18 protein-coding genes and 1 pseudogene are annotated in these 23,970 nt (G+C 64.8%); 4 read left to right on the top strand and 15 right to left on the bottom strand.

Going from position 1 to position 23,970, the window contains the following annotated elements:
* Positions 1 to 52: 52 nt before the first annotated feature.
* Entirely contained in the window at positions 53 to 1,063 is a 1,011-nt protein-coding gene (locus B2D37_RS19760; protein WP_079204305.1) for a sulfate ABC transporter substrate-binding protein, read from the bottom strand.
* A 162-nt stretch (positions 1,064 to 1,225) separates the two neighbouring features.
* The gene (gene oscA / locus B2D37_RS19765) at positions 1,226 to 1,417 is read right to left on the bottom strand and encodes a sulfur starvation response protein OscA (protein ID WP_079204306.1); all 192 of its coding nucleotides are present in this window, start codon (positions 1,415 to 1,417) and stop codon (positions 1,226 to 1,228) included.
* Between the two features lie 261 nt (positions 1,418 to 1,678).
* Between oscA and B2D37_RS19770 the strand changes: the two genes are divergently transcribed.
* Entirely contained in the window at positions 1,679 to 2,260 is a 582-nt protein-coding gene (locus tag B2D37_RS19770) for an alpha/beta hydrolase (RefSeq protein ID WP_079204307.1), read from the top strand.
* Between the two features lie 51 nt (positions 2,261 to 2,311).
* Positions 2,312 to 2,401: pseudogene (locus B2D37_RS24260) on the top strand (sigma 54-interacting transcriptional regulator); the annotation flags it as partial.
* 267 nt (positions 2,402 to 2,668) lie between these two features.
* Here B2D37_RS24260 and modC read toward each other — a convergent pair.
* The 4 genes from modC to B2D37_RS19790 form a co-directional block, all read right to left on the bottom strand.
* The gene (gene modC / locus B2D37_RS19775) at positions 2,669 to 3,811 is read right to left on the bottom strand and encodes a molybdenum ABC transporter ATP-binding protein (RefSeq protein WP_079204308.1); all 1,143 of its coding nucleotides are present in this window, start codon (positions 3,809 to 3,811) and stop codon (positions 2,669 to 2,671) included.
* Entirely contained in the window at positions 3,811 to 4,488 is a 678-nt protein-coding gene (gene modB / locus B2D37_RS19780; protein ID WP_079204309.1) for a molybdate ABC transporter permease subunit, read from the bottom strand. The genes modC and modB overlap by 1 nt, the downstream gene beginning before the upstream one ends.
* A gap of 12 nt (positions 4,489 to 4,500) precedes the next feature.
* Positions 4,501 to 5,259 (bottom strand): molybdate ABC transporter substrate-binding protein, encoded by a 759-nt coding sequence (modA, locus tag B2D37_RS19785; protein WP_079204310.1) that lies wholly within the window; start codon positions 5,257 to 5,259, stop codon positions 4,501 to 4,503.
* 228 nt (positions 5,260 to 5,487) lie between these two features.
* Positions 5,488 to 6,114 (bottom strand): bifunctional 2-polyprenyl-6-hydroxyphenol methylase/3-demethylubiquinol 3-O-methyltransferase UbiG, encoded by a 627-nt coding sequence (locus tag B2D37_RS19790; RefSeq protein ID WP_079204311.1) that lies wholly within the window; start codon positions 6,112 to 6,114, stop codon positions 5,488 to 5,490.
* A 247-nt stretch (positions 6,115 to 6,361) separates the two neighbouring features.
* Between B2D37_RS19790 and chrA the strand changes: the two genes are divergently transcribed.
* On the top strand, positions 6,362 to 7,711 hold the full coding sequence (gene chrA, locus B2D37_RS19795; RefSeq protein ID WP_079204312.1) for a chromate efflux transporter: 1,350 nt from the start codon (positions 6,362 to 6,364) through the stop codon (positions 7,709 to 7,711).
* An 18-nt stretch (positions 7,712 to 7,729) separates the two neighbouring features.
* On the top strand, positions 7,730 to 8,071 hold the full coding sequence (locus tag B2D37_RS19800; RefSeq protein WP_079204313.1) for a rhodanese-like domain-containing protein: 342 nt from the start codon (positions 7,730 to 7,732) through the stop codon (positions 8,069 to 8,071).
* 4 nt (positions 8,072 to 8,075) lie between these two features.
* Here B2D37_RS19800 and B2D37_RS19805 read toward each other — a convergent pair whose 3' ends face one another.
* The 9 genes from B2D37_RS19805 to B2D37_RS19845 form a co-directional block, all read right to left on the bottom strand.
* Positions 8,076 to 9,428, bottom strand: coding sequence for a glutamine synthetase family protein (locus B2D37_RS19805; RefSeq protein WP_079204314.1), 1,353 nt, complete (start codon positions 9,426 to 9,428; stop codon positions 8,076 to 8,078).
* 58 nt (positions 9,429 to 9,486) lie between these two features.
* Positions 9,487 to 10,044, bottom strand: coding sequence for a helix-turn-helix domain-containing protein (locus tag B2D37_RS19810; protein WP_079204315.1), 558 nt, complete (start codon positions 10,042 to 10,044; stop codon positions 9,487 to 9,489).
* 95 nt (positions 10,045 to 10,139) lie between these two features.
* On the bottom strand, positions 10,140 to 11,429 hold the full coding sequence (locus B2D37_RS19815; RefSeq protein WP_079204316.1) for an FAD-binding oxidoreductase: 1,290 nt from the start codon (positions 11,427 to 11,429) through the stop codon (positions 10,140 to 10,142).
* Between the two features lie 194 nt (positions 11,430 to 11,623).
* On the bottom strand, positions 11,624 to 13,279 hold the full coding sequence (locus tag B2D37_RS19820; RefSeq protein ID WP_079204317.1) for a diguanylate cyclase: 1,656 nt from the start codon (positions 13,277 to 13,279) through the stop codon (positions 11,624 to 11,626).
* Complete coding sequence (locus B2D37_RS19825) at positions 13,272 to 13,658, bottom strand: response regulator (protein WP_079204318.1); 387 nt, start codon at positions 13,656 to 13,658, stop codon at positions 13,272 to 13,274. Before B2D37_RS19825 ends, B2D37_RS19820 begins: the two co-directional genes overlap by 8 nt.
* Positions 13,651 to 16,803 (bottom strand): response regulator, encoded by a 3,153-nt coding sequence (locus B2D37_RS19830; protein WP_079204319.1) that lies wholly within the window; start codon positions 16,801 to 16,803, stop codon positions 13,651 to 13,653. Before B2D37_RS19830 ends, B2D37_RS19825 begins: the two co-directional genes overlap by 8 nt.
* 96 nt (positions 16,804 to 16,899) lie before the next feature.
* Positions 16,900 to 17,094, bottom strand: a complete 195-nt coding sequence (locus B2D37_RS19835; protein ID WP_079204320.1) for a hypothetical protein — start codon at positions 17,092 to 17,094, stop codon at positions 16,900 to 16,902.
* 97 nt (positions 17,095 to 17,191) lie between these two features.
* Complete coding sequence (locus B2D37_RS19840; protein ID WP_256573102.1) at positions 17,192 to 19,135, bottom strand: ATP-binding protein; 1,944 nt, start codon at positions 19,133 to 19,135, stop codon at positions 17,192 to 17,194.
* Positions 19,132 to 23,952 (bottom strand): PAS domain S-box protein, encoded by a 4,821-nt coding sequence (locus B2D37_RS19845; RefSeq protein WP_218190339.1) that lies wholly within the window; start codon positions 23,950 to 23,952, stop codon positions 19,132 to 19,134. Before B2D37_RS19845 ends, B2D37_RS19840 begins: the two co-directional genes overlap by 4 nt.
* Positions 23,953 to 23,970: the final 18 nt, after the last annotated feature.

The following is a 23,970-nucleotide window of genomic DNA, read 5'->3' on the forward strand; positions in this document are numbered from 1 at the left end:
GCCGGTGGGCGGATGCCCGGTCTACGAGTCCGCCTGTCCGCGAGCGGTTGTTTCACTGCGCCTGGTAGATCTGGTCGAACACCCCACCGTCGTTGAAGAACTTCGGTTGTGCGGTGTTCCAGCCGTTGAAGTCCTTGTCCACGGTCACCAGCTTCAGCGCCGGGAACTGCTGGCTGTACTCGGCGGCAATGGTCTGGTTACGTGGGCGGTAAAAATGCTTGGCCGCCAGGCGCTGGCCTTCGTCGCTGTACAGGTAGTTGAGGTAGGCCTCGGCGACTTTGCGCGTGCCCTTGCGCTCGACGTTCTTGTCGACCACCGCGACCGGTGGTTCGGCCAGGATCGACAGCGACGGTGCGACGATCTCGAAGTTGTCGCCGCCCTCTTCCTTGAGCGCCAGGAAGGCTTCGTTTTCCCAGGCCAGCAGCACGTCGCCAATGTTGTTGTTGACGAAGGTGATGGTCGAACCCCGGGCGCCGGTGTCGAGTACCGGGACGTTCTTGTAGAGGTTGGCGACGAATTCTTGAGCCTTGGCTTCGCTGCCGTATTGCTGCTGGGCGTAGGCCCAGGCGGCGAGGAAGTTCCAGCGCGCACCACCGGAGGTTTTCGGGTTGGGGGTGATCACTTCCACGCCCGGCTTGACCAGATCGTCCCAGTCTTTCAGCCCCTTGGGGTTACCTTTGCGCACCAGGAACACGATGGTCGAGGTGTAGGGCGTGCTGGCATACGGCAGGCGTGTTTGCCAGTCTTGCGGGATCAGCTTGCCGAGTTTGTGCAGTTCATCGATGTCCCCGGACAGCGCCAGGGTCACCACGTCGGCACGTAGGCCGTCGATCACCGCACGGGCCTGTTTGCCCGAGCCACCATGGGATTGCTGGATGGTCACGGCTTGGTTGCCCTGAGCTTGCCAGTGCTGGTTGAAGGCGGCGTTGAATTCGCTGTACAGCTCTCGGGTTGGATCATAGGAGACGTTGAGCAGGGTTTCGGCGGCGGCGAGCGGGCCGGCGGCCCCAGTAATAACCAGTGCACTGGCAAGGGCAGCGAGGGCAAAGCGGCGAATGGGCATGGTGCAGCTCCAAAAGATTCAAAATTTTGTTGGCTGGTGTATTCGGGTGTTTGGGCGGTCAGCTCCGCATTCGCGGGTGACCGCTGCAGTAGCGGTGCGTGTTCATGGTCTCGGCTCTTCTCATTGCCACGCCCTTCGGTGGTGCTGGGCGGATTGTTCGGGTTATGCGCTGCAGGCGTTCTGGCCGGTTGGCTGCTGCAGGAGAAGCTGTTCCTTGCGTTCGCTCCGCACCACCAGGCCGTTGCGCCCGGTGATTTCCACCGAGCCACACGTCAGGCCGTGTAGGGCGTTGTGGATTTCGCGCAAGATGCTCGCTTCGTCCTGGCCGTCAAGACTACGAAGGGTTGCGGTCATGTCTGTGCTCCTCGGCCGGTCCCCGTGACGGTCTGTGACAGGCCGTCTGCAGGGGGTGTGGAGCGGATACTAGGCAAGCTGCGTTATTCTTAATAATACTATTTAATATTATTATTATTCCTTTTAGATATAAGTGTGGGCGGTGGGCTGACGTTTCTTCGTGAATATATTTTGGAATAAGTAGATATCTTTTTATTCTTTTTATGCGTAGACCGGACTGCCTACACTGCACAGCATTGCAACCTGTGGGGGGCGCGTACGATGCGCAGCGAAGCGATCCGTTACCTGATAGTGCCGGGCTGGCAAGGTTCGTCCGATGAGCATTGGCAAAGTCACTGGCAGCGCCGCCTGCCGGACAGCGCGCGGGTGGAGCAGGCCGACTGGATGGCGCCGCGTCTTGGCGACTGGGTGGCCGAGTTGGCCCGCAGCATCGCCAGTGATCCGCGCCCGACCATCCTGGTGGCCCATAGCCTGGGTTGCATCACCGTGGCGCACTGGGCTGCGCGTGCACCGGCCGAGTTGTTGCGGCGGGTGCGTGGTGCCCTGCTGGTGGCGCCGGCGGATGTCCAGCGCAGCAACTGCCCGCCGGCGTTGCAGAACTTCGCGCCAATCGAGCGGCAGTTATTGCCATTTCCCAGTCAACTGATCGGCTCCGACAACGACGCCGCCGCCAGCGCCGCGCGCGCTCTCGAGCTGGCCGCTGACTGGGGCAGCGAGGCGGTGATTCTGAGTGGCGCCGGGCATATCAATGTGACGTCCGGGCATCGCTATTGGGCGCAGGGCTTTGTTTATTTGTATCGTTTGCAGAGCCGCATCGAGCAGCATGCCCGACAGCGCGCCTGAACCTCAGCTCGCCATTCCCAGGAGCCAGGTTGCTGGCCATCCTCTGCATGCCAGATCGCCAGCCAGCCCTTGCCGCTGTTGAGCGAGGGCGAAGCCGGCACCGGCAAGGAGCTGCTCGCCCGGCATATCCACCGTGCCAGCCCTTGGTGGAATACTTCCTCGGCGTCTATACCCAGCACCTGGGGCTGCTGTGACCCGGCAACACCCGCGCGTTGGAAAATGTCAGCCACTGCGCGCTGCGGGTTAGCAGCGGTGCGCAGATCCTGCCGCAGCATCTCAATCCAGCGGATCGGCTGGAACCGCTGGCGCAGTTCGACGCGGATCTGCAGACCATGCGTCGCAACTGGCTGCCTTGCAGCAGGTGTTGCCACGCGCCGGCCAGCGTCTTGCCAAGGTGCTGCGCTACGCTCAGTCGGATGCCAGCAGCGAGACGGATTTGACCTGCACCCACAGCGCCTGCTGCGCATGGATGCCCAGTTTGTCGAAGGAGTAGCGGGTGATGCGGGCGATCATCTGCTCATCGCCGACCCGCAGGCTGACCAGTATCTGCGCCTGATTCGCCAGCGTTAGCCAGTGTTCGACCCGGGCCGGCAGCAGGTTGAGCAGGCTGGTGTCCTGGGCCTTATGCAGGCTCAGGCTGACATCCCGCGCCTTGACCTTGACCCGCACCGGCTTGCCCGTGGCGAGGGGCGCATGGGTCAACTGCAACACGGCGTCGGTGCCACTCAGGCGGATGCTCAGCAGTCGATAGTCCGCCTCGTAGTGGCTGACGGTGCCATCGACCACGGCCTCGGCATCCTCCTCGAACAGGAAGGGCAGATCGCTCCTCAGCAGGGTTTCCTTCAGCGGCCCGCTGGCCTGCACCCGGCCTTCTTCGAGCACCACCAGGTGATCGGCCAGGCGCGCCACTTCGTCGGGGGAATGACTGACGTAGAGGATCGGGATGTCCAGTTCTTCGTGCAGGCGTTCCAGGTAGGGCAGCACCTCCAGCTTGCGCTTGAGGTCGAGCGAGGCCAGTGGTTCATCCAGCAGCAGCAGGCGTGGACTGGTCAGCAGGGCGCGGGCGATGGCCACCCGCTGGCGTTCGCCGCCGGAGAGGTTATCCGGCATGCGCTGCAGCAGATGACCGATGCCGAGCAGCTCGACCGCCTGTTCCAGCGGCACCCGTCGACTGTGGGCGGGGATGCGCTTAAGGCCGAACTCCAGGTTGCGCCGTACCGACAGGTGGGCGAACAGGTTGGCGTCCTGGAACACATAACCCAGCGCGCGCTGGTGCGGCGCGATGAACTGGCCGCGGGCGCTGTCCTGCCACAGCTCGCCATTGACCTGCAGGTAACCGTCGGGCGCCTGATCCAGGCCGGCGAAGCAGCGCAGGCAACTGGTTTTGCCCGAACCCGAGTGGCCGAACAGCGCGCTGATGCCGCGGCCGGGCAGGCTCAGGTCGACATCCAGGACAAAGCCGGGACGCTCGATCTTGAAGCGGGCGCGGATCAGGTTCTGCGCAGCCTGGGTCGGCGCCAGCGGCTTGCCGCTGAACAGTGTGTCGATCATTACCAGCCCTGCCTGCCGCGGCGGCCCGAGTAGAGCGCCAGCAATACGATGAAGGAGAACGCCAGCATGCCGCCGGCCAGCCAGTGGGCCTGGGCGTACTCCATGGCTTCCACATGGTTGTAGATCTGCACCGAGGCCACCTGGGTCTTGCCGGGGATATTGCCGCCGATCATCAGCACCACGCCGAACTCGCCCACGGTGTGGGCGAAGCCGAGGATGGCCGCGGTCATGAAACCGGGCTTGGCCAGTGGCAGGACCACCGTGAAGAAGGTATCCCAGGGATTGGCGCGCAGCGTCGCCGCCGCCTCCAGCGGTGCGCGGCCGATGGCCTCGAAGGCGTTCTGCAGCGGTTGCACGACGAAGGGCAGCGAATAGAACACCGAGCCGATCACCAGCCCGGTGAAGGTGAAGGTCAGGGTGCCGAGGCCGAGGCTCTGGGTCAGCTGGCCGATCGCGCCGTGCGGGCCCATGCTCACCAGCAGGTAGAAACCGATCACCGTCGGCGGCAGCACCAGCGGCAGGGCGACGATGGCGCCGAGTGGCTTCTTCAGCCAGGAGTCGGTCTGCGCCAGCCACCAGGCGATGGGTGTGCCGATCAGCAACAGCAGCACGGTGGTCAGCGAGGCCAGCTGCAGGCTCAGCAGGACGGCGTTGAGGTCGGCTTGGGTGAGGGGCATCGCGGCGAACCCTTAGAGTTTATAGCCGAAGGACGTGATGATGGCCGCGGCTTGCGGGCCTTTCAGGTACTCGATCAGGGCGCTGGCCGCGGGGTTATGTTCGCCCTGCTTGAGCAGCAACGCGTCCTGCTTGATCGGCTCGTACAGCTCATCAGGCACTGCCCAGGCCGAGCCGCTGCCGAGCTGGCCGTCCTGGTACACCTGCGACAGGGCGACGAAGCCCAATTCGGCATTGCCGGTCGATACGAACTGCAGCGTCTGGGTAATGCTCTGGCCCTCGACCAACTTGCTCTGCAGCGCTGCGCTCAAGCCGAGTTTATCCAGTACCTGGCTCGCGGCCAGGCCGTAAGGCGCGGCTTTCGGGTTGGCAATGGCCAGGTGCTTGAACTGGTTGGCCTTGAGCACCGCGGCGCTGCCGTCGATGTAATCTGCCTTGGCCGACCACAGCACCAGGCTGCCAATCGCATAGGTGAAGCGCGAGCCGGCAACCCCAAGTCCTGCGCTTTCCAGCTTGGCCGGCGTGCTGGCGTCGGCGGCGAGGAACACCTCGAAAGGCGCGCCATTTTGAATCTGCGCATACAGCTGGCCGGTGGCCCCAAATGCCGCAACCAATGTGTGGCCGGTCGCTTTGGCAAACGCGGGGGCAATCGCCTGGATCGGCGCGGTGAAGTTGGCGGCCACGGCCACCTGCACTTCCTCGGCCAGCGCGCTGGCGCTGAAGGTCAGGCCGGCGAACAGCGCCAGGCATATTTGGGCGGCACGATTAGTCATCAGATGGCTCTTGGAACCTGGGTTTGCGGGCAACGCCTGGGCACTTTAGCGTGCGCCTAGCGCTATATACAGAGAAATATAGCGCTAGGCGCAAGTAGGTCGGAGGAGCAGCAAGCGTTGCTGTGTCGTTGCCCGCGCCGCGACTGTTCGGCCGCGGCGCTGGCTTGAGCGAAGGCGCTCGAACTCGCCGGTGAGAGACCTGACGTGAGCACCGAACCTAGGCGCGATTCAGCCGCGACGCCAGACGCTGGCCAGCCAGGGCTGCTGGGCGCGCGGCAAACCGGGCGGGCGGTAGTAGTGTTGCAACTCGACGAAACCGGCGGCGCCGAGCAAGATTCGCCAGTTGCCCAGGTCGTAGTAGGCGCCGTAGCGGTCGCCGTTCCAGCCTTCCTGGTTGTCCCCGCGCGGGTTGGAGCTGAGCAGCACTGCGCCCGGTTTCAGCGCGGCGTACAGCTGACCCAGCACCCGTGGCAGCGCCTGGCTGGGGATATGGAACAGCACGGCGTTGGCGAAGATGCCGTCGAACTGCGCGGCGGGTAGGTCGAGGGCGAGAAAGTCCTGTAGCCAGACCTCACAGCCGCTGTCGGCGCGGGCCATCTCGACGAAGCGCGGGCAGCCGTCCAGGCCGATGGCCGTGTGACCGAGGGCGCTGAAGGTGCGCAGATCGCGACCCGGGCCGCAGCCGAAATCGAGGATCCGGTAGGGCGCCTCGGCCTGAATATGGCCGAGCAGGGCGGCGATGTTCTGGCTGACATCGTGATCGCGGGTGCCCTCGCGGAACGCTTCGGCGCCCTGCTGATAATGCTGCAGGGTGAGGGCGCTGATCCGGGCAAGTTCGTCGGCAGTCAGGGGCATTGGGGTAAACCTTGGACAAGAGCAGAGCGCTATTAAAACCTATCTGCCGGTTTGCGGGCTCGGCGTGTGCCGCAAACGCCGGTTGATGAGGGTCGCGAGCAGGCAACACCGCTTGAGGGCGCGCATCGGTACGGCTCTGGCCGGGTAAATCAGCTAGCTGTTGGTGCTGTGGTGCTGTGCAATATCAGTCCGCCAGCGCTGCGCGTTATAGTGCTGCAGCCGTTTAACCCGAGTGGATGCACCGCCGATGCCTACGCCGCCAGCCGAGCATGACACCCCGCAAGCCGTCAGCCTGGTCGAGGCCTTGCTGTTCTGGCTCAAGCTCGGCCTGATCAGCTTCGGTGGCCCGGCCGGGCAGATTGCGATCATGCACCAGGAGTTGGTCGAGAAGCGCCGCTGGCTGTCGGAGCGGCGGTTTCTGCATGCGCTGAACTACTGCATGCTGCTGCCCGGGCCTGAGGCGCAGCAGCTGGCCACCTATATCGGCTGGCTGATGCACCGCACCTGGGGCGGGGTGATCGCCGGGGTGCTGTTCGTGCTGCCGTCGCTGTTTATCCTGATTGGCCTGTCCTGGCTGTATATCGCCTTCGGCGATGTGCCGCTGGTGGCGGGGATCTTCTACGGGATCAAGCCGGCGGTAACCGCCATCGTCATGCAGGCGGCCTGGCGCATCGGCTCGCGGGCGCTGAAGAACAACTGGCTGTGGGGCATCGCCGCGGCGTCCTTTGTCGCCATTTTTGTCCTCCATGTGCCGTTCCCGCTGATCGTGCTCGGCGCGGCGCTGCTCGGTTATGTCGGCGGGCGCCTGTTGCCGGACAAATTCAGCATTGGCGGCGGCCATGCGACTACGGATAAATCCTTCGGCCCGGCGCTGATCGATGACCACACCCCGACACCGGCCCATGCGCGCTTTCGCGCCTCGCGGCTGGTCCTGATCGTGGCCGCCGGTGGCGTGCTCTGGTTGCTGCCAATGGGCCTGCTGACCTGGCTGTACGGCTGGGACGGTACCCTGACCCAGATGGGCTGGTTCTTCACCAAGGCCGCGTTGCTCACCTTCGGCGGCGCCTATGCGGTGCTGCCCTACGTCTACCAGGGCGCCATCGGTCATTACGGCTGGCTGACGCCGACGCAGATGATCGACGGCCTGGCGCTGGGCGAAACCACGCCGGGGCCGCTGATCATGGTGGTCGCCTTCGTCGCCTTCGTCGGCGCCTATGTGCAGCAGGTGTTCGGCCCCGAGCAGGTGTTTATCGCCGGCGCCCTGGCGGCGACCCTGGTCACCTGGTTCACCTTCCTGCCGTCGTTCCTGTTCATTCTCGCCGGCGGGCCGCTGGTGGAGTCGACCCACGGCGAGCTGAAGTTCACCGCGCCGCTGACCGGCATCACCGCCGCCGTGGTCGGGGTGATCCTCAACCTGGCGCTGTTCTTCGGTTACCACGTACTCTGGCCTGAGGGCTTCGGCGCTAGCTTCGACTGGCCCTCGGCGCTGATTGCCCTGGCGGCGGCGCTGGCGCTGTTCACGTACAAGCGCGGGGTGATCGAGGTGATCGGTGCCTGCGCGCTGGTGGGCTTGCTGGTGCATATGTTGCTGAACTGAGCTGAGAGGAGGCACGCGATGAACCGAATTTCGCTTTGCGAACTGACGGAGTGGCAAGCGGCCGGTCGGCAATTCACCTTGCTGGATGTGCGGCGCGCACCTGCACGGCTGGCGGATGCCGCGACCATTGCCGGTGCGCAGTGGTTCGAGCCGGAGGCCGTGCTGAGCTGGAAAGAGCAGATTCCGCGGGATCGCCCGGTCATCCTGTTCTGCGCCAAGGGTCATGAAATCAGTCAGGGCATTGCCGCCATGCTGCAAGTCATGGGGCTGGATGCGCGCTACCTGATCGATGGCTATGCGGGCTGGCACGCCGCCGGCCAGCCCACCCAGAACCTGCCAATTCAGCCGGCTGCTGGCTAGCGCATCAGAGAAACCAGCGGTACTCCCGTGCACTCAGTTCATGCATGAAGGCCAGATGATCCTGGCGCTTGTTCTCGCAGTAGACCATGACGAACTCGCTGCCCAGGCCCTGGTTGACCTGCGGATGGCTCTGCATCGCCGCCACGGCGCTGAGCATGTCCTGGGGGAAGTCGATGCCGCTCTGGCGATTCTCGTTGAGCGGGGCGATAGGTTCGCGCTGGGCATCCAGGCCGTGCTCCATGCCACTGAGGATCGCCGCCAGCACCAGGTAGGGATTGGCATCGGCGCCAGCCAGGCGGTGTTCGATACGCAAGTTCTTACCGTCTGACTCGGGAATACGGATGCACGCATCGCGGTCTTCATAACCCCAGCTGGCGCGGCTGGCGGCGTTGACCATGGCGCCATAGCGGCGGTAGGCGTTGTGGTTGGCGGCGAAGATCGGCATGCAGTGCGGCAGCAGCTCCAGGCAACCGGCCACGGCATGCCGTAGCGGGCGTTGTTCGTCTGCCGCCAGCAGGTTGTTGCCGGCGGCGTCGTACAGGCTGACATGCACATGCATACCGCTGCCCGGCGCCTGCAGGTAGGGCTTGCTCATGAAACTGGCGCGATGGCCGTGCTTGAGCGCCACGCCACGGGTGCTGCGGCAGAACAGGGCGGCCCAGTCGGCGGCGCGCAGGCCGTCGTCGCAGTGGCCGAAGTTGATCTCGAACTGGCCGGGACCGAGTTCGGCGGTGATCACGTTGGCGTCCACGCCCTGCTCATTGGCCGCTTCGACGATCTCATGCAGCACGTCGGAGAAGCGCGACAGGCGTTCGATGTGCATGTTCGGCTGGTCGTCGGCATCGCCGCACAGCGGGTCGCGTGGGAACTGCGGCAGGCCATCCTTGAGCGCGCGGTCGAACAGGTAGAACTCCAGCTCGAAGGCTACTACCGGGCGGATGCCACGCTTGGCCAGGCGCCCAAGCACTTGCGCCAGCACCTCGCGCGGCTCGAATTCGATGGGCGCCGCGGTGCCATCGGAGCTGATCAGCATCTGCCCCAGCGGCTGCTTCTCCCAGCGTACCGGCTTGAGCGTACCGGGGATCAGCCGGCGCGGCGCATCCGGGTCGCCGTCGTTGAAGCAGTAGTCGCCGATCGGGTGCAGACCGCCCTGGGCGCCAAGCAACACGCAGTTCTGCGGGATCTTCAGCGGGCTACCGGCGGCGACCTTTTCCAGCATCTCGACGGGGTAACGCTTGCCATAGAAGTGCCCGGGAATGTCCAGGCTGATCAGGTCGACGTAACGCACGTCGGGGTGCTGGGTGCGGAAGGCGCGCACTTCGCTGAGCAGATCGGGGAAGCTATTTGTTGTTGTCATACGTAATGATCCTGCGGGCAATGGTGCTATTTCGCTGCGCCGTTGTAGGAGCGGCTGACTAGCGGAAGACCCAGAGCACTCGAGTGGGTTGGTCGGTAAGGTTGGCGTAGCGAAACTGGCTATGCGGCGGTAGCTGGAAGCTGTCGTTGGGGCCGAGCGTCACGGCTTGCGGGTCGTCGCCGAGCCAGATGCTCAACTCGCCTTCGAGGACGAAACCACCCTGCTCGGAGCTGTCGTCCAGGTGCCCTGCGCCACTGCTGGCGCCTGGCGCGAGGTGGCTTTCGAGCATGGAGAAGCCGGCCGACATGCTCGGCGACACCAGCACGTCGGTGATGCCGCCGGCGTAATACAGGGTGCGCCGCTCGTCGGGGCGGGTCACCCAGCGCAGCGCGCGCGGCTTGCTCAGGCTGTAGAAATAGGTGGTCGGCACCCCCAGGGTTTCGCTGATCGCGGTGAGGTCAGCCACGGTGGGGCGCGACAGACCGCGCTCGACCTGGGAGAGGAAACCCACCGAACGGTCGATGCGCTCGGCCAGCTCGCCGAGAGTGAGGTTCTTGTGCTTGCGCAGGTCGCGAATCAGGATCGCCAGACCTTCGACTTCATCTTGCATGTCCATGTTGAGTTCCTGTGAGGCTGTGGTCGGGTGAATGGCGCTTGTTGCATCCACCGGCTTTAGGCCGGAAACCCTTGGTGGTGTTCCGGCCTACGAATTCAGACGATGTCGCGTAGCCGGTACCAGGCTTTACCCACCGCCTCCAGCGGCGCGGCGAGCAGAGCGCCGCCGGGGAAGCGTGGGTTGTTAATGGCCTGGTACAGCGCTAGCAGTTCGTCGTCGCCGAGGATCGCATCGCTCACCGCGCGGGCGCCGGCCAGGGTCGGCAGCACGCCGTGGCCGGAGAAACCCTGCAGCCAGTAGCGCTGGCCCTGGCGGCCGATATCCGGGGTGCGTTTCATGCTGACGTCGATATGCCCGCCCCAGGCGAACTCCAGTTCGACCCCACGCAGTTGCGGGAATACCCGCTCCAGGTAGGGCCGGGTGGCGCCGGCGACGTCCTTGGGGATACCGCCCAGGTAGGTGCAGCCGCCACCGAACAGCAGGCGGTGGTCCGGGGTCAGGCGAAAATAATCGGGGACGAACTGGTTGTCGATCACGCAGCTGTTGCGTGGCAGCAGCGAGCGTGCCAGTTCGGGATCGAGCGGCGCGGTGGCGACCTGATAGGAACCGACTGGCAGCAACCGATTGGCCAGCTGGCGATCCAGCCCATCGATATAGGCGTTGCAGGCCAGCACCAGCACATCGCTGGCTACTTCGCCCTGCTCGGTGCGTGCGACAAAGCCGGCGCTGGTTGGGTGGTAATCCAGCACCTGGCTCTGTTCGAAGATCTGCCCGCCGGCCTGCTCGATGGCGCTGGCCAGACCCTGGGCCAGTTTCAGCGGATTGAGGTGGGCGGCCTCGGGGTCATAGAGTGCGGCCAGGTAGCGCGGGCTGGCGATCCACTCGGGCAGTTCCTCGCCCTCGATAAAACGCAGGTGTGGGTAGCCCCACTTCTCCACTGCTGCGTGCTGGGCTTCGCGCAGTTGCGCGATGCGCCGCTGTTGCACGGCGGCCCACAGGCTGCCGACCCGGTAATCGACGTCGAAGCCATGCCGTTGTGGCAGTTCGCGCAGCTCCGCGGCGGCCCAGCGCATGCTGTCCCACAGGCGGCGGGTGCGTTCCTGGCCAAGAGCCTGCTCCAGCGGCGGCATATCGCAGGACCAGCCGAGCAATGCCTGGCCACCATTGCGCCCGGAAGCGGCCCAGGCCACCCGGCTGGCTTCCAGCAGAATCACCCGCTTGCCGGCCCGGGCCAGGCGCAACGCCGTGTGCAGCCCGCTGAAGCCGGCGCCGATGATCAGCACGTCGCAGCTCAGGCGCTCCTGCAGGATTGGCCGCAACGCAAGCGGGCCGGGAAAGGTGCGGGCGTAGTAACTGGCGACATGCTGGGCGGACTGTTTGAACATGGTGCGCCTCATGAAATTAAAATAATTAAATTTCATGAAAAAATACACTAATTAATTCATAAGGCCAAGCGGTTACCCCGCGTACGGGTCGGCTACCCGCCACTCACGGCTAGCCGATGCGTGCAATTGACCAGGCCAAAGGGCATTTAGCAGCGCCGGCCCAGGCGCTGCGCGCTGCTATCAGCGGTGCTCGGTCAGGATTGACTGACCTGGTTGCGGCCGCCGTGCTTGGCCACATAAAGGGCGCGGTCGGCCCGCTCCAGCAGTTCACCGGCATCGTCTGCTGCTTGCTCGGTCGAGGCGATGCCGGCGCTCAGGGTGACCGAGAATTCGCTGTCGCCAGCGATAAATTGCAGATCGGCAAAGCGTTGGCGAATTTCATCGAGAACCTGCAGAGCCTGATCGGCCGTGCAATCGGGCAGCACCACGAGAAATTCTTCGCCGCCATAGCGGCCCAGGCTATCGACCCGGCGCAGGCGCTGGCGCAGCAGGTTGGCCAGGGCGCGAATCACGTTGTCACCGGCGACGTGGCCGTAGCTGTCGTTGACCTTCTTGAAGAAGTCGATATCGAGCATCGCCACGCTGGCCGGTTTGCCGCTGCGTTGCGCGCGTTCCAGCTCAATGCCGACTTGCTCCTTGATGTCGGCATGCTTGAGCAGGCCGGTCAGGCTGTCGCGTGACAGGGCGATGCTCAGCAGGCGGGCGCGCTGGGCCCGGGAGAACACGGTGGTGACCAGGGCGTTGTCGCCGATGGGTTTGGTGATGAAGTCGTCGCCGGCTTTGATCAAGGCATTCATTTGCCGGGTGATATCGGTCTCTGCCGACAGGTAGATGATCGGTACCCGCAGCCAGTCGTCGTTGAAGCGGATGATCTGCGCCAGTTCCGGACCGGTGCAGTTCGGCATGTTGACGTCGAGCAGCACCACTTCCGGATTGAAACGGCTCATGGCTTCGAAGATGCCCGCCGGGGTTTCGAGCACTTCCACCAGCATGTTGGCGCCGCGCAGGATCAGGCTGTAGCGGCTGGCCAGGTCGTGGTCGTCATCCACGATCAGCACCCGGTAGGGCTCGCCCTGCTGTTGGGCGAAACAGCGGTCCAGACGGTTTTCCAGCTGGGGAATGTCCACCGGTTTGGTGAAGTAACCCATGGCGCCGACCCGTACCGCCTCCAGGTGGGTGGCGAAGTCGTCCTCGGTGGTAATCACCAGCAGCGGCAGTGGTTGCTCCAGGCGCTGTTGCAGGGCGGCGGCATACACCAGGCCGGTTTGCGCGGAATCGCCCAGGTTGACATCGATGATCAGCGCATCCGGCAGGCGCCGTTGCAGCGCCGCGTCCAAATCGTCGATACGGCTGAAGTGCTCGGCGTGGTAGCCGAAATTGCCCAGGGTCAGGCGCATGTTCTCGCCGATGCTGACCTCGTCCTCGAGGATGTAGATACAGTGCACGTCCGTCTCGGCTTTCAGCGGCGTTTTCGGCCGTGCGACGCTTTTCGCCGCCGCCTCGCTCTGCACGCTTTGCGCGGCGAACTGCTGCAACTGGTGGATGAATTCCTGCAGGTCCTGACCCTTCAGACGCAGGCTTTCCAGCCAGTGCATGGCCTGTTGTTCGAGCTCACGGGCACGTTGGCCGATGCTGGCGAAGCCGAAGGTACCGGCCGCACCCGCCAGCTTGTGCAGCTGATCGCGCAGGCTGCGCAGTTGCTGCAGTTGCGCCTCGTGGTCGGCGGCTTGCAGCAGTTTGGCCTTGCTGGCCAGTTCGGGCAGTTCCTGGGCCAGGCGCTCGGCGAATTTTTCGCTGAGCAGTTGCAGCTGGCACTGCAGTTCGCTGGTCGGGCGGGGTTGTTCAGCCATGTGCACGGCTCCAAATTTGCCGGACCTGGGCGGCCAGTTGCATCGGGTCGAAGGGCTTGATGATCACGTCGAGGGCACCCAGGCTGCGGTAGTGCTCGATCTCTGCCGGCTGCACCTTGGCCGTCATGAAGGCCACCGGGATCAGCCCGATGTCCACCAGTGCGCTGAGTTTGATCAGGGTTTGCGGTCCATCCATGCCGGGCATCATCACATCCAGCAGGATGAAATCCGGCGCAAACCCCTGGATCTGGTCCAGCGCTTCCTGGCCAGACGAGCAACTGAGTACCCGAAAGCCGCCGACGGCCTCCAGCGCGACTTTGGCCACGGCCTGGATCGACGGGTCGTCTTCCACGTGCAGGATGCGGGTCAGTTCAGGCATGCCGATTCTCCATGGCGGGTAGTAGGCGGGCGAGCAAGTGCAGGAAGTGTTGCGCACTGGTGCGCGATTTGGCCAGGGTGGCCTCGACCTGGCCGAGGCGTTCGGCCGGCAGATCCTGGGCGGAGAGTACCACCACGGGCACTCCAGGATGGTGCTGGTGGAGTTCTTCGAGCAGTTCCAGGCCGTTGCCGTCGGGCAGGCTGAGGTCCAGCAAAATCAGGTCGTAGCTGCCTTGGCTAAGCAGTTGGCGGGCCTCGGTGAGGCTGCTGGCGGAGACGAAATCGGCCAGCGTGCGGCCCTGTTCGGCAATCACCTGACGCAAGTCGGCATCGTCCTCGATATGCAGCACCCGGGGTTTTTCCGGTAGCCCGTGCAGGGCCTGGCGCAGGCGGGCCAGCAGGCTGTGGCGGTCGATCGGCTTGTCCAGCCAGTCGATGGCCTGGAAACTGCCGTTCAGACTCAGGCGGCCCTCGTCGCAGGCGGCGGAGATCACCAGCACCGGCAGCGCCTCGGTGGCCGGATCGTTGCGCAACTCGCGGATCAACTGCAGGCCATTGCCGTCCGGCAGGCGCAAATCCAGGGTGACGGCGGCGAAACGGTGCTCGGCCAGCAGTGCCCGGGCCTGCTCCAGGCTGGCGGCCAACATCACCCGGTAGCCGGCGTGGCTCAGGAGCTGGCGCAGCAGCTGGGCGATATCGGCTTCATCTTCGATCACCAGCAAGCAGGGTCGCTCAGCCTCTTCGGCGTCGCTCGCCAGGTTCGTGGCCTCCAGCAGCGGCAGTTCGAACCAGAAGGTCGCCCCCTGGCCCTCGATCGAGTCGAAGCCGATGCGCCCACCCATGCGTTCGATCAGCTCCTTGCTGATCGCCAGGCCCAGCCCGGTGCCGCCTTTCTGCCGGCTGTCGGTGGCGTCGGCCTGGGAGAACTTCTGGAACATCCGCTCGCGGAATTCCGTCGGAATACCGGGGCCCTGGTCGCTGACGCTGACCCGCAGGCGTTGCTCGCGCAGCTCACTGCTCAGGCACACCTGGGCGCCGTGCGGGGAAAACTTGATGGCATTGGAGAGGAAGTTGGCCAGCACCTGCTGCACGCGCATGGCATCGGCCCGCACCTGAAGTGCCGGCCCCCGCGCCTGCACCAGCTGCACGCCATGCAGGTCGGCATAGGCCTGGTTGCTCGCCAGGCTCTCGTCGAGCTGGAGGTCCAGTTGCAGACTGCGCAGTTCGAAGTTCATCTTTCCGGCCACCAGCTTGTCCATGTCCAGCAGGTCGTTGATTAAATGACTCAGGCGCAGGCTGTTGTGATGGGCGATATCGAGCATCTGGCGCATGTTCTCCGGCAGCTCACCGAGCGCACCGCCCTGGATCAGGCCGAGCGAACCGGAGATCGAGGTCAGCGGTGTGCGCAGCTCATGGCTGACCGTGGAGACGAACTCGCGCTGCATGCGCTCGCTGCGCTTGCGCTCGGTGATGTCGTGCATCACCACGACGGCGCCGAGCTGGCGGCCATCGGGGGCATACAGCGGGTCGGCGTTGGAGGTGACGAAGCGCGGCGCCTGGCCCTTGGCGACTATGCTGATTTCCGCGTCGCGCACCCGCTCGCCCTGCAGCGCCCGTAGCAGGGGGATCTTGGCGCTGGCCAGCGGAGTCTGGCCGTCGGCCTCGAACAGGTCGTAGTAGTCGCCCCATTGCTCGGGCGCGAGCAGGCTGACATCGGTGCCATGCCATTGCCGGGCGGTATCATTGAACAGGGTTAATTGGCCCTGGGCATCGCAGGCGATCACCCCTTCGGCGAGCGCCTCGAGCAGGCGCCGGTTCATCTCCTGCTGCTGTTCCAGTTCCTGCTGCTGGTGCTTGCGCGCGCTGATGTCGCTGATCACCCCATGCCAGATCACCGAGCCATCGGCCTGGTGCTGGGGAGTGGCTTTGCCTTCGACCCAGATCAGGCCCTTGCTGGGATGGCGCACGCGGTATTCCTGGTGCCACTGGCTCAGCGCTCTGGCCGAGTCGCGGATGGCGTCGGCAACGCTGGCGCGATCGTCCTCATGGATGACCGCGAACACCGCCTTGCTATGCTCGCGGACATCGGCTGGGCTCAGCCCATAGATGTCCGCGATGCCCTCGCTGGCGTAGGGAAAACGCACCGTGCCCCGCTCGGTCAGCAGCGCCTGGAACACCATGCCGGGTAACTGCGCGGCGATCTGCCGCAGGCGCTGCAGGGCCTGTTCGCGCTGGCTCAGGTCTTGGGCGATGGCGACGAAACCGAGCAGGCCGCCGCCCTCATCGCGTACCGCGGAGACTGTCAGCAAGGCTGGCAGCTGGCTGCCGTCCTGGCGTAATAAGGTCCATTCGCGCGGCATGTCCTGGCCGCGCGCGGCATATGCGGCCAGCACAGAGAAGTCCGCGCCGATGGCCTGCGCGCATTCCTGGCCGAGCGCCTCGGCGTGGCCCGCCAGTTGCTTGGGGTCGAGCAGGGTGGTGGCAAAGGGTCGGCCGAGCAGGTACTGCTGGGCATAGCCGAACAAGTGTTCGGCGGCCGGGTTGACGCTGCTGATCTCGCCCGTGGCCGTGGTGGCAATGATCGCGCTGCCGGCGCTGGCGAGGATGGCGCGCTGCAGCGCCGTCTGTTCGGCGTGCCGGCGCAGGTTCAGGCGCAGCTCGCATAGGCGCACGACCTGGCGACCGAGGCGGCGCAGGCCGTCGCGCTGCGGCGTGGTCAACTGACGCGGCTGGCGGTCGATCACGCAGAGGGTGCCGAGGTTGTGTCCGCTACTGGTGGTCAGCGGGATGCCGGCGTAGAAGCGGATATGCGGCGCCTCGGTGACCAGCGGATTCTCAGCGAAGCGCGGGTCTTGCCGGGCATCGGGTATTTCGAACAACTGCTGGGCGAGGATCGCATGGGCGCAGAAAGCCTGCTCGCGGGGCGTCTCGCAGACGTCCAGGCCGACCTTGCTCTTGAACCACTGGCGTTGCTCGTCGAGCAGCGAGACCAGGGCGATGGGCGCGTCGCAGAGTTGTGCGGCGAGCTGGGAGAGGTCGTCGAAGGCCTCCTCGGCGGGCGTGTCGAGCAACTGGTATCGCTGGAGTTCGGCGAGCCGCGCGGCCTCGTCGAAGGGCAAGGGTGGTCCATTGGGGGTTCGGTTCATCTGCAGGTCCTTGCACAGGGATAGTGCGCTGGCACGGAGGGCCGGCGCCGCGCTCGGGACGGGGCTTGGCGCAACGCCGAGCGTGGCCGGTACGGCCTATTGCATCGAGTCATGGTCGCTGGCCTCCTGGCTGTGAGGCTGGGCTGCGGCCGCGAGGGATTGCTCCAGGCTCGCCAGCAACTGTGCCTCTGCGAACGGTTTTTCCAGCCAGGCAATGCCCTGTGTGTCCTCCAGCAGTTTGCGGCCCTCATCGCAGAAGGCGGCGCTCGCCAGGTTCAGGGTGATGTGCATGGCTGGTCCTTAGCGCGCTGGCGCAGTGGTTCGACGTGGTGCGTGGTGTCCCGGCATGCCGATAAGCGCTTGCGCGGGCGTTCCAGTAGGACGCGGCTCATGCCGGTAGATCCGTTGTGGCCGATTCGGCCAGTGGCAGCTCGAGCCAGAAAGTGGCGCCTTGGCCCGGCGGCGAATTGAAGCCGATGCGCCCGCCCATGCGCTCGATCAGCTCTTTGCTGATCGCCAAGCCGAGGCCGGTGCCGCCCTTCTGGCGGGTGTCGGAAGCGTCGGCTTGGGCGAATTTTTGAAAAATCTGCTGCTGAAACGCTGCCGGAACCCCCGGGCCGCGATCACGCACATTGAGGCGCAGATGCTGGCCGCGGCGTTCGGTATAAAGATCGACGGCGCCGCCGCGCGGGGAAAATTTGGCGGCGTTGGACAACAGGTTGGCCAGCACCTGCTGCAGGCGGTGAGCGTCGACCCTGACCCGGTCCGCGCAGCTGGCGAGCTGACGCAGATGGACCCCATAGTTCTCGGCATACGCCTGGTTGCTGTGCAGGGCCTGCTCGATCAGTGGCTGCAGGGCCAGCGGTTGGATATCGAACTGCATCTTGCCAGCCGCCAACTTGCCGATGTCCAGCAGGTCGTTGATCAGCCTGACCAGGCGCTGACTATTGTGCTGGGCGATCTGCAGCATGGGCTGCAAAGCCTCCGGCACCTCGCCCAGGGCGCCGGCATTGATCAGCTCCAGCGGGCCGATGATGGCGGTCAGCGGGGTGCGCAGCTCATGGCTGACGGTGGAGATGAATTCGTTTTGCAGGCGCAGCAGGCGTTTGCTCTCGCGAATGTCCTGGATATGCAGAATGCGGGTTGCGCCAGTCTCCAGGCCGCCACTCAGGACCGCGGCACTGAGCATCACGGCGACGGACTCGCCCCGGGCATCGAGTAGGTTTTGTTGCCAGCTGCGGTTGTGCCCTGGCGTTGTTGCCGCCAATTCGGCGTTCAACTGCGGGTGACAGGACGCCTGGCTGAATTGCCGTAGATGCTGGTGGAGCAGCGTGGCGGGGCTGCGTTGCAGCAGCTGGCAAAGGGCCTGGTTGGCGGCCAGCAGACAGCCCTGCTGATCGAGCAGGGCCAAGCCCATCGGCGCCATGTCAAAGGCATCGAGAAACTGTTGCTGGCTCTGACTGAGCGCCAGCAGCAGGCTGGCCTGGCGGTGCTGGCCGTGCAGCGCCAGGCTGACCAGAGCGGTGCAGATCAGCGCCAGACTCCAGCCCAGCAGGCGTAGCCAGGCAGGCAGAGGTTTGGGCGCGATCAGGTAGTGGGCCTCAAGTTGCCAGTTGGCGCCGGCAAGCACAATCGGTAGCTTGACGTGGGCGGTGTCAGGCGCGGTGGCGGTCTGCGCCAGGCTGGCAAGTGGCTGGAGGCTGATCGCAATGCCGTGCTGGCGGGCAACCTCCGCAACCTGGGCATACAGCTGGTCGAAGTCGATGACCGTGCTGATCATGCCCCAGTAGCGCTGGTCATCGAGAAATACCGGCACTCGATAGATCAGGCCTGTCCCGCCCTGAACCAGTGGCAGTGGGCCGTCGAGATTGGCGGTGCGACTGGCGATGATGCGCTGCACCGCGGGCCATTGCTCGGCCTGATCGGGATAATAAAGGCCGAGCGCGGCTTCGTTGCCGGCCAGCGGGTAGACCAAGGTGATGCGATTGTCTGGCGCCAGGCCGATATTGCGAATGTGTCGACCTTGCTGGAGCAGCCCCTCCAGCCAGGGTTTGAGTTCCTGTGGGTCTATCTGGCCCTGCTTGGCCGGGATATAGGCGGCCAGGCCACTGGCGAGGTGCAAGGTGGCATTCAGCTCGGCGAGCAGCACCACACGCACCTCGCCGGTATGGGCGGCGAGCGCTTGCTGGTTGGCTTGCAGCTGACGCAAGGCATATTGCTGCAGTAACAGTTCGACGCCCAGCACCAGCACCAGCAGCAGGCCCAGGCTGATAGCCCAGTTCAGCGTTTGGCGGCGCTGCGAGCGGGCCGTTTGTTGGATAGCACTGCTCATGCCAGCCTCGCATCGGGGAGTTCGAACCAGAAGGTCGCGCCCTGGCCTGCGAGCGAGTCGAAGCCGATCTGCCCGCCCATGCGTTCGATCAGCTCCTTGCTGATCGCCAGACCCAGGCCGGTGCCGCCTTTCTGCCGGGTGTTGCTGGCATCGGCCTGGGAGAACTTGGCGAAGATGCTCGTCTTGAATGCCTCGGGAATACCTTGGCCGTGGTCGCGCACGCTGACCCGCACCTGGTCACCCCGCTGTTGCACGGCAACCTCGACAGGCTGTCCGGCGGGCGAGAACTTGGCCGCATTGGACAGCAGGTTGGCCAGTACCTGGGCCAGGCGCTGGCTGTCGACCCGTACCTGGGTGGCCGGCAGGGCGTCGAGCAGCTGCAGCTGCACCCGATACTGGCTGGCATACGGCTGGTTCTGCGCGATGGCCTGTGCGAGCAATGGCTGCAGGGGCTGCTCATTCAGCTCGATCGGCATCTTGCCGGCCACCAGTTTGTCCATGTCCAGCAGGTCGTTGATCAGCTGGCTGAGGTGCTGGCTGTTGTCCTGGGCAATCGTCAGCATCTGCTGCATGGCCGCCGGCACCGCGCCGAGCACGCCGCCGTTGATCAGGGCGAGGGAACCGGCGATGGCGGTCAGCGGGGTGCGCAGTTCGTGGCTGACGGTGGAGACGAACTCGCTTTTCATCTGTTCGATGCGCTTGCGTTCGCTGATATCGCGGATCACCGCGATGAAGCGCCGCTGGCCCTGGTGGCTGATCTGCGACACGGCCAGCTCCATGGCGAACTGCTCGCCATTGCGGCGCAGGCCCTTAAACTCGCGCACCGTGCCGATCAGCCGGGTCTCGCCGGTTTGCTGGTAACGCGCCAGGTAACTATCGTGGGCCGAGCGCTCCGGTTCGGGCATCAGCAGGCTGACGTTGCGGCCTGCCACCTGGGCCAGGCTGTAGCCGAACAGCTGTTCCGCGGCGCGGTTGAAGGTATCGATATTGCCCTGTTCATCGATGGTGATGATGGCGTCCAAGACGTTGTCGAGCAGGGTGTGCAGGTAGTGCTCGCGTTCGCGGACGGCGCGCTCGGCGGCGACCCGCTCGCTGAAGTCCTGGATCTGTGAGATGAAGTGCACCGGTCGGCCATCGTCATCGCGCACCAGCGAGACGCTGAGCAGTACCCAGATGGTCCGGCCCTGGCGATCCAGGTAACGCTTTTCCATCTGGTAGCCATTGCTCCGTCCGGCCAGCAGCGCCGCGACATTCTCCTGGTCGGTGGTCAGGTCGTCGGGGTGGGTGATCTGCTGGAAGTCGCTGGCCAGCAATTGCGCGCGACTGTAGCCGAGCATGCGGCAGAGCTCGTCGTTGACTTCCAGCCAGCGCCCCTCGGGACTGACCAGGGCCATGCCCTGGGGCGCGGTGTTGAAGGCACTGCTGAACAGTTGCTGGCTGAGCTTGAGTTCGTCCTCGATCTGCTTGCGTTCGCTGATGTCCCAGATGAATCCGTTCAGCCACAGCAGGTTGCCCTGATTGTCGTATTCGCCGCGGCCCTTTTCCCGTACCCAGACGCTGTGACCATCGGCGTGCTGCAAGCGATAGGTCAGCTCGAAGACGTCCTGACGCAAGATTTGCGCCTGGATGTCGTAGGTGCTGGCGCGGTCGTGCGGGTGAACCACGCTGGCATAGCTGCGTACCCGGTTGTCGATAAAGTCGCTGACTGGGTAGCCGCTCAGTTGCTCGATTTCATCGCCCATGAAGCGCATGGTCCAGTCGCCATCGTGGCGGCAGCGGTAGACCACCCCGGGCAGGTTGGCGACCATACCGCGGAAGCGACTTTCGCTCTTTTGCAGGGCGCGGGTGGCCTGCTGCAAGGCACTGAGATCGGTGGCAATGCCCAGGTAGCCGTGAATACTGTCTTGCTCGTTGCGGATGGCGTTGATCGTCAGGTTGACGATGCGTTGTTCGCCGTCTTTGCGGATATAGGTCCACTGCTGGGTTTTCGCATGGCCGCCCTGGATATTGGCGACGAACACCTCGAAACCCTGGATCTCGCGGCCAAGCTCGTGGCTCAGTTCGCGGCCGCGGGCACGCACCTCTTCGGGCTGGTGAAACAGCATCGGTGAGTGCTGGCCAACCACCTCTGCGGCCCGGTAGCCGAGGAGCAGTTCGGCGCCAGGATTGAACAGACTGATCACCCCGCTGGCATCGGTGGCGATGATGGAGACCCCGGTAGCCGAATCGAGCACGGCCTGGAGGAAGGCGCGGGCTTCTTGCACCTGGGCTTCGCGCTGCTTGAGCTCGCTGACGTCCTGCACGGTGCCGGCCAGGCGGGTCATGCGGCCCTGTTCGTCGGGCTGCAGGCGGGCCAGTTCATGCACCCAGCGGATCTCGCCATCGGGGCGCAGGATGCGATGCACCACGTCGTGTAAGCCGCCTGCCAGCGCCCGTTGTTCGCTGGCCTCGACCAGGGCCCGATCCTCGGGGTGCACAGCGCGCTTGAACGCCTCGGTGTTCGGGGTAAAACCCTGAGGGTCGTAACCGAAGATGGCGAAGATGGTGTCCGACCAGTCCAGCTCGCCAGTCAGCAGATTGGCTTGCCAGTGGCCCAGGCGGGCGATCTGCTGGGCCTGATCCAGGCGCTCCAGCAGGGACTGCCGGGTCTGCTCCTGCTGCTGGCGGTCGAGGGTGGCGCCGACCCAGCGAGCGAACAGGCGAAGGAACTCGCGGTCGGCCTCATCGAATGGCTGGCTGCGCACCTCGGGTGAGGCGAAGCACAGGGTGCCGAAACGCTGGCCCGCGACCCAGATGGCGGTGCCGATATAGGTTTCCAGGGCAAACAGCGGGTAGCAGGGGTGAGTGGCGTGAGCCGATTGGCCCATGCAGTCGATGGCCAGCACTGCATCGCTGTGCAGGGTGAGGCTGCAGTAGGTGTCGCCCAGGGGAAAGTGCTGGCCGTCACTCAGGGCGCCCGCTGGTGATACCTGAACCCGCACCTGGTAATCATCGGCCTCGATCTGGCTGATGATCGCCAGTGGCACCTGGTAGAAGCTGGCGCCCAGTTGCAGAGCCTGGCGCAGTTGCTCTTGACTGCTCAGGGTGGGCAGGGCGGCAATCTCGTTGAGTGCGCGCAGGGCCGCTTGCTGGCGCTGCAGATGCTGCTGCGCCTGTTCGCGTTGCACGTCGCGGCGCAGCGCCTCGATCAACTGACCCAGGGTGGCGAGCAAGGGTTGCAGCTGCTCGGCCAGGGCGTCCTGATAACCATCGGCGCAGTTGGCCAGGCCGAGCATACCCACCAGCTGACCATGGGCATGAATGGGCAGGCCGGCAAATGCCAGCAGCGGCGGATGCCCGGCCGGTAAACCGCCGCTATGCGGATGCTGCGCAGGCTGATTGCTGATCAGCGCCTCGCCGCTGCGCATCACCTGGCCGAACAACGTGTCGAGATTGCGCAACTCCATGCCCTGCGCCGAGCGTTCGGCATAGAACGCGGCACTGGCGCTGTCCCAGGCAATATTGCTGATGCTGTAGGTGTGCAGGTAGGGCGCGCCCTGTTCATCCTCAAGCACTTCGCCGATGAAGCCGAACTGGCTGGCGGTCAGTTCGAGGATGCGCTCAAGCAGCGCATTGAAGGATTCGTGCTGGTTTTGTGCGGTGATATAGGCCGCCTGGGCCTGGGCGATCACCGCCAGCAACTGACGCGACTGCTCGCTTTGCCGGTGCTTGTGCTGCAGCTCGTCGCGGTGGCGGCGGGTCAATACCTGGCTGGCGTGACGGGTGCTCAGCAGCAGCAACAGAAGCAGGGCTTCTGCGCCGAACCAGGCCAGCAGCCATTTGCCGATCAGCCAGTGCTGGTCGCTCTGGTGGCGCGCGAGCTGTGCGCTGATATCGCGCCAGGTCAGGGCGATGGCCGAGGTGCTTTGACTGGGTGTGACGGCTGACAAATAGTCGGGCAGTAGCACTTGATTGAGCAGGTAGGTGCGACCCTGGTCTTCGAGCAATTTGAGCGTGTTGCCGGCGGCAGGTGCGGGCAACAACTGTTGGGTTTGCCAGCGCTGCACCTGGCCGCGCGAGAAGCCTTCAAGGGTCCATTCGGCGGCGTCCTCGGCCAGGCTAGGCAGCCCTTCAGCGCTGCGCGCTGGCGGTTGCGCGGCGCGCTTGACCAGCAAGGCGATGCCGGAATCCAGTTCCTGATCCAGCTGCTGCAAATCGCTGTGCAGGCTCTGGGTGACTTCCACGGCGCCGACGGTTAGGGCTTTGCGTGTGCCTTCCACCTGCAGCAGGGTTACCGCACGCATCACCAGGCTGTCGCCGCCAAGATCCAGGCCGGCCTTGTTTTGCTGGTCATGCAAGGCGTCGCTGAGCATCGAAGGATGGCCGTTGGGCTGGTCACCAAACTGCGTGGGTTGATGCACGCGCAGTAGCACTTCTGCCGTGGGCGCGAGATGAATGTAGAGCTTGAATGGGTGACTGGCCTGCAGGTGGCGCCAGCGCGGAGCCAGGCGGGTGTAGAGCGGGTTGCGGATGGCCTTCGCAGTGGCCTGGTCCGGGTCGTTGCCGTTGTGCAGGGCATAGGCCTGGCGCACCAGTTCGATGACCCAGGAGTCGGCGGCAATGCTCTCGGCCAGCAGCTGCGCCTGATCGCGCTGGCGCCGCTGGGTGCTGTGCAGGGCCTGGCGCTGAAAATCGGCCTGCTTGGTCATCTGCAGTTGCCAGAAAGTTTCCCGATCGTTCAGGGCGAGCCAGCCCAGAGCGGCAAAGAACAGCGCCAGGGCGAGGCTGCCAAGGCCGACTATCCAGCGGATCGCGGCGGATACTTTGCTGGTGTTCATGCGCAACATCCTGAGCGA

The organism is Pseudomonas sp. CC6-YY-74, from assembly GCF_002025205.1.
Taxonomy (GTDB): domain Bacteria; phylum Pseudomonadota; class Gammaproteobacteria; order Pseudomonadales; family Pseudomonadaceae; genus Aquipseudomonas; species Aquipseudomonas paeninsulae.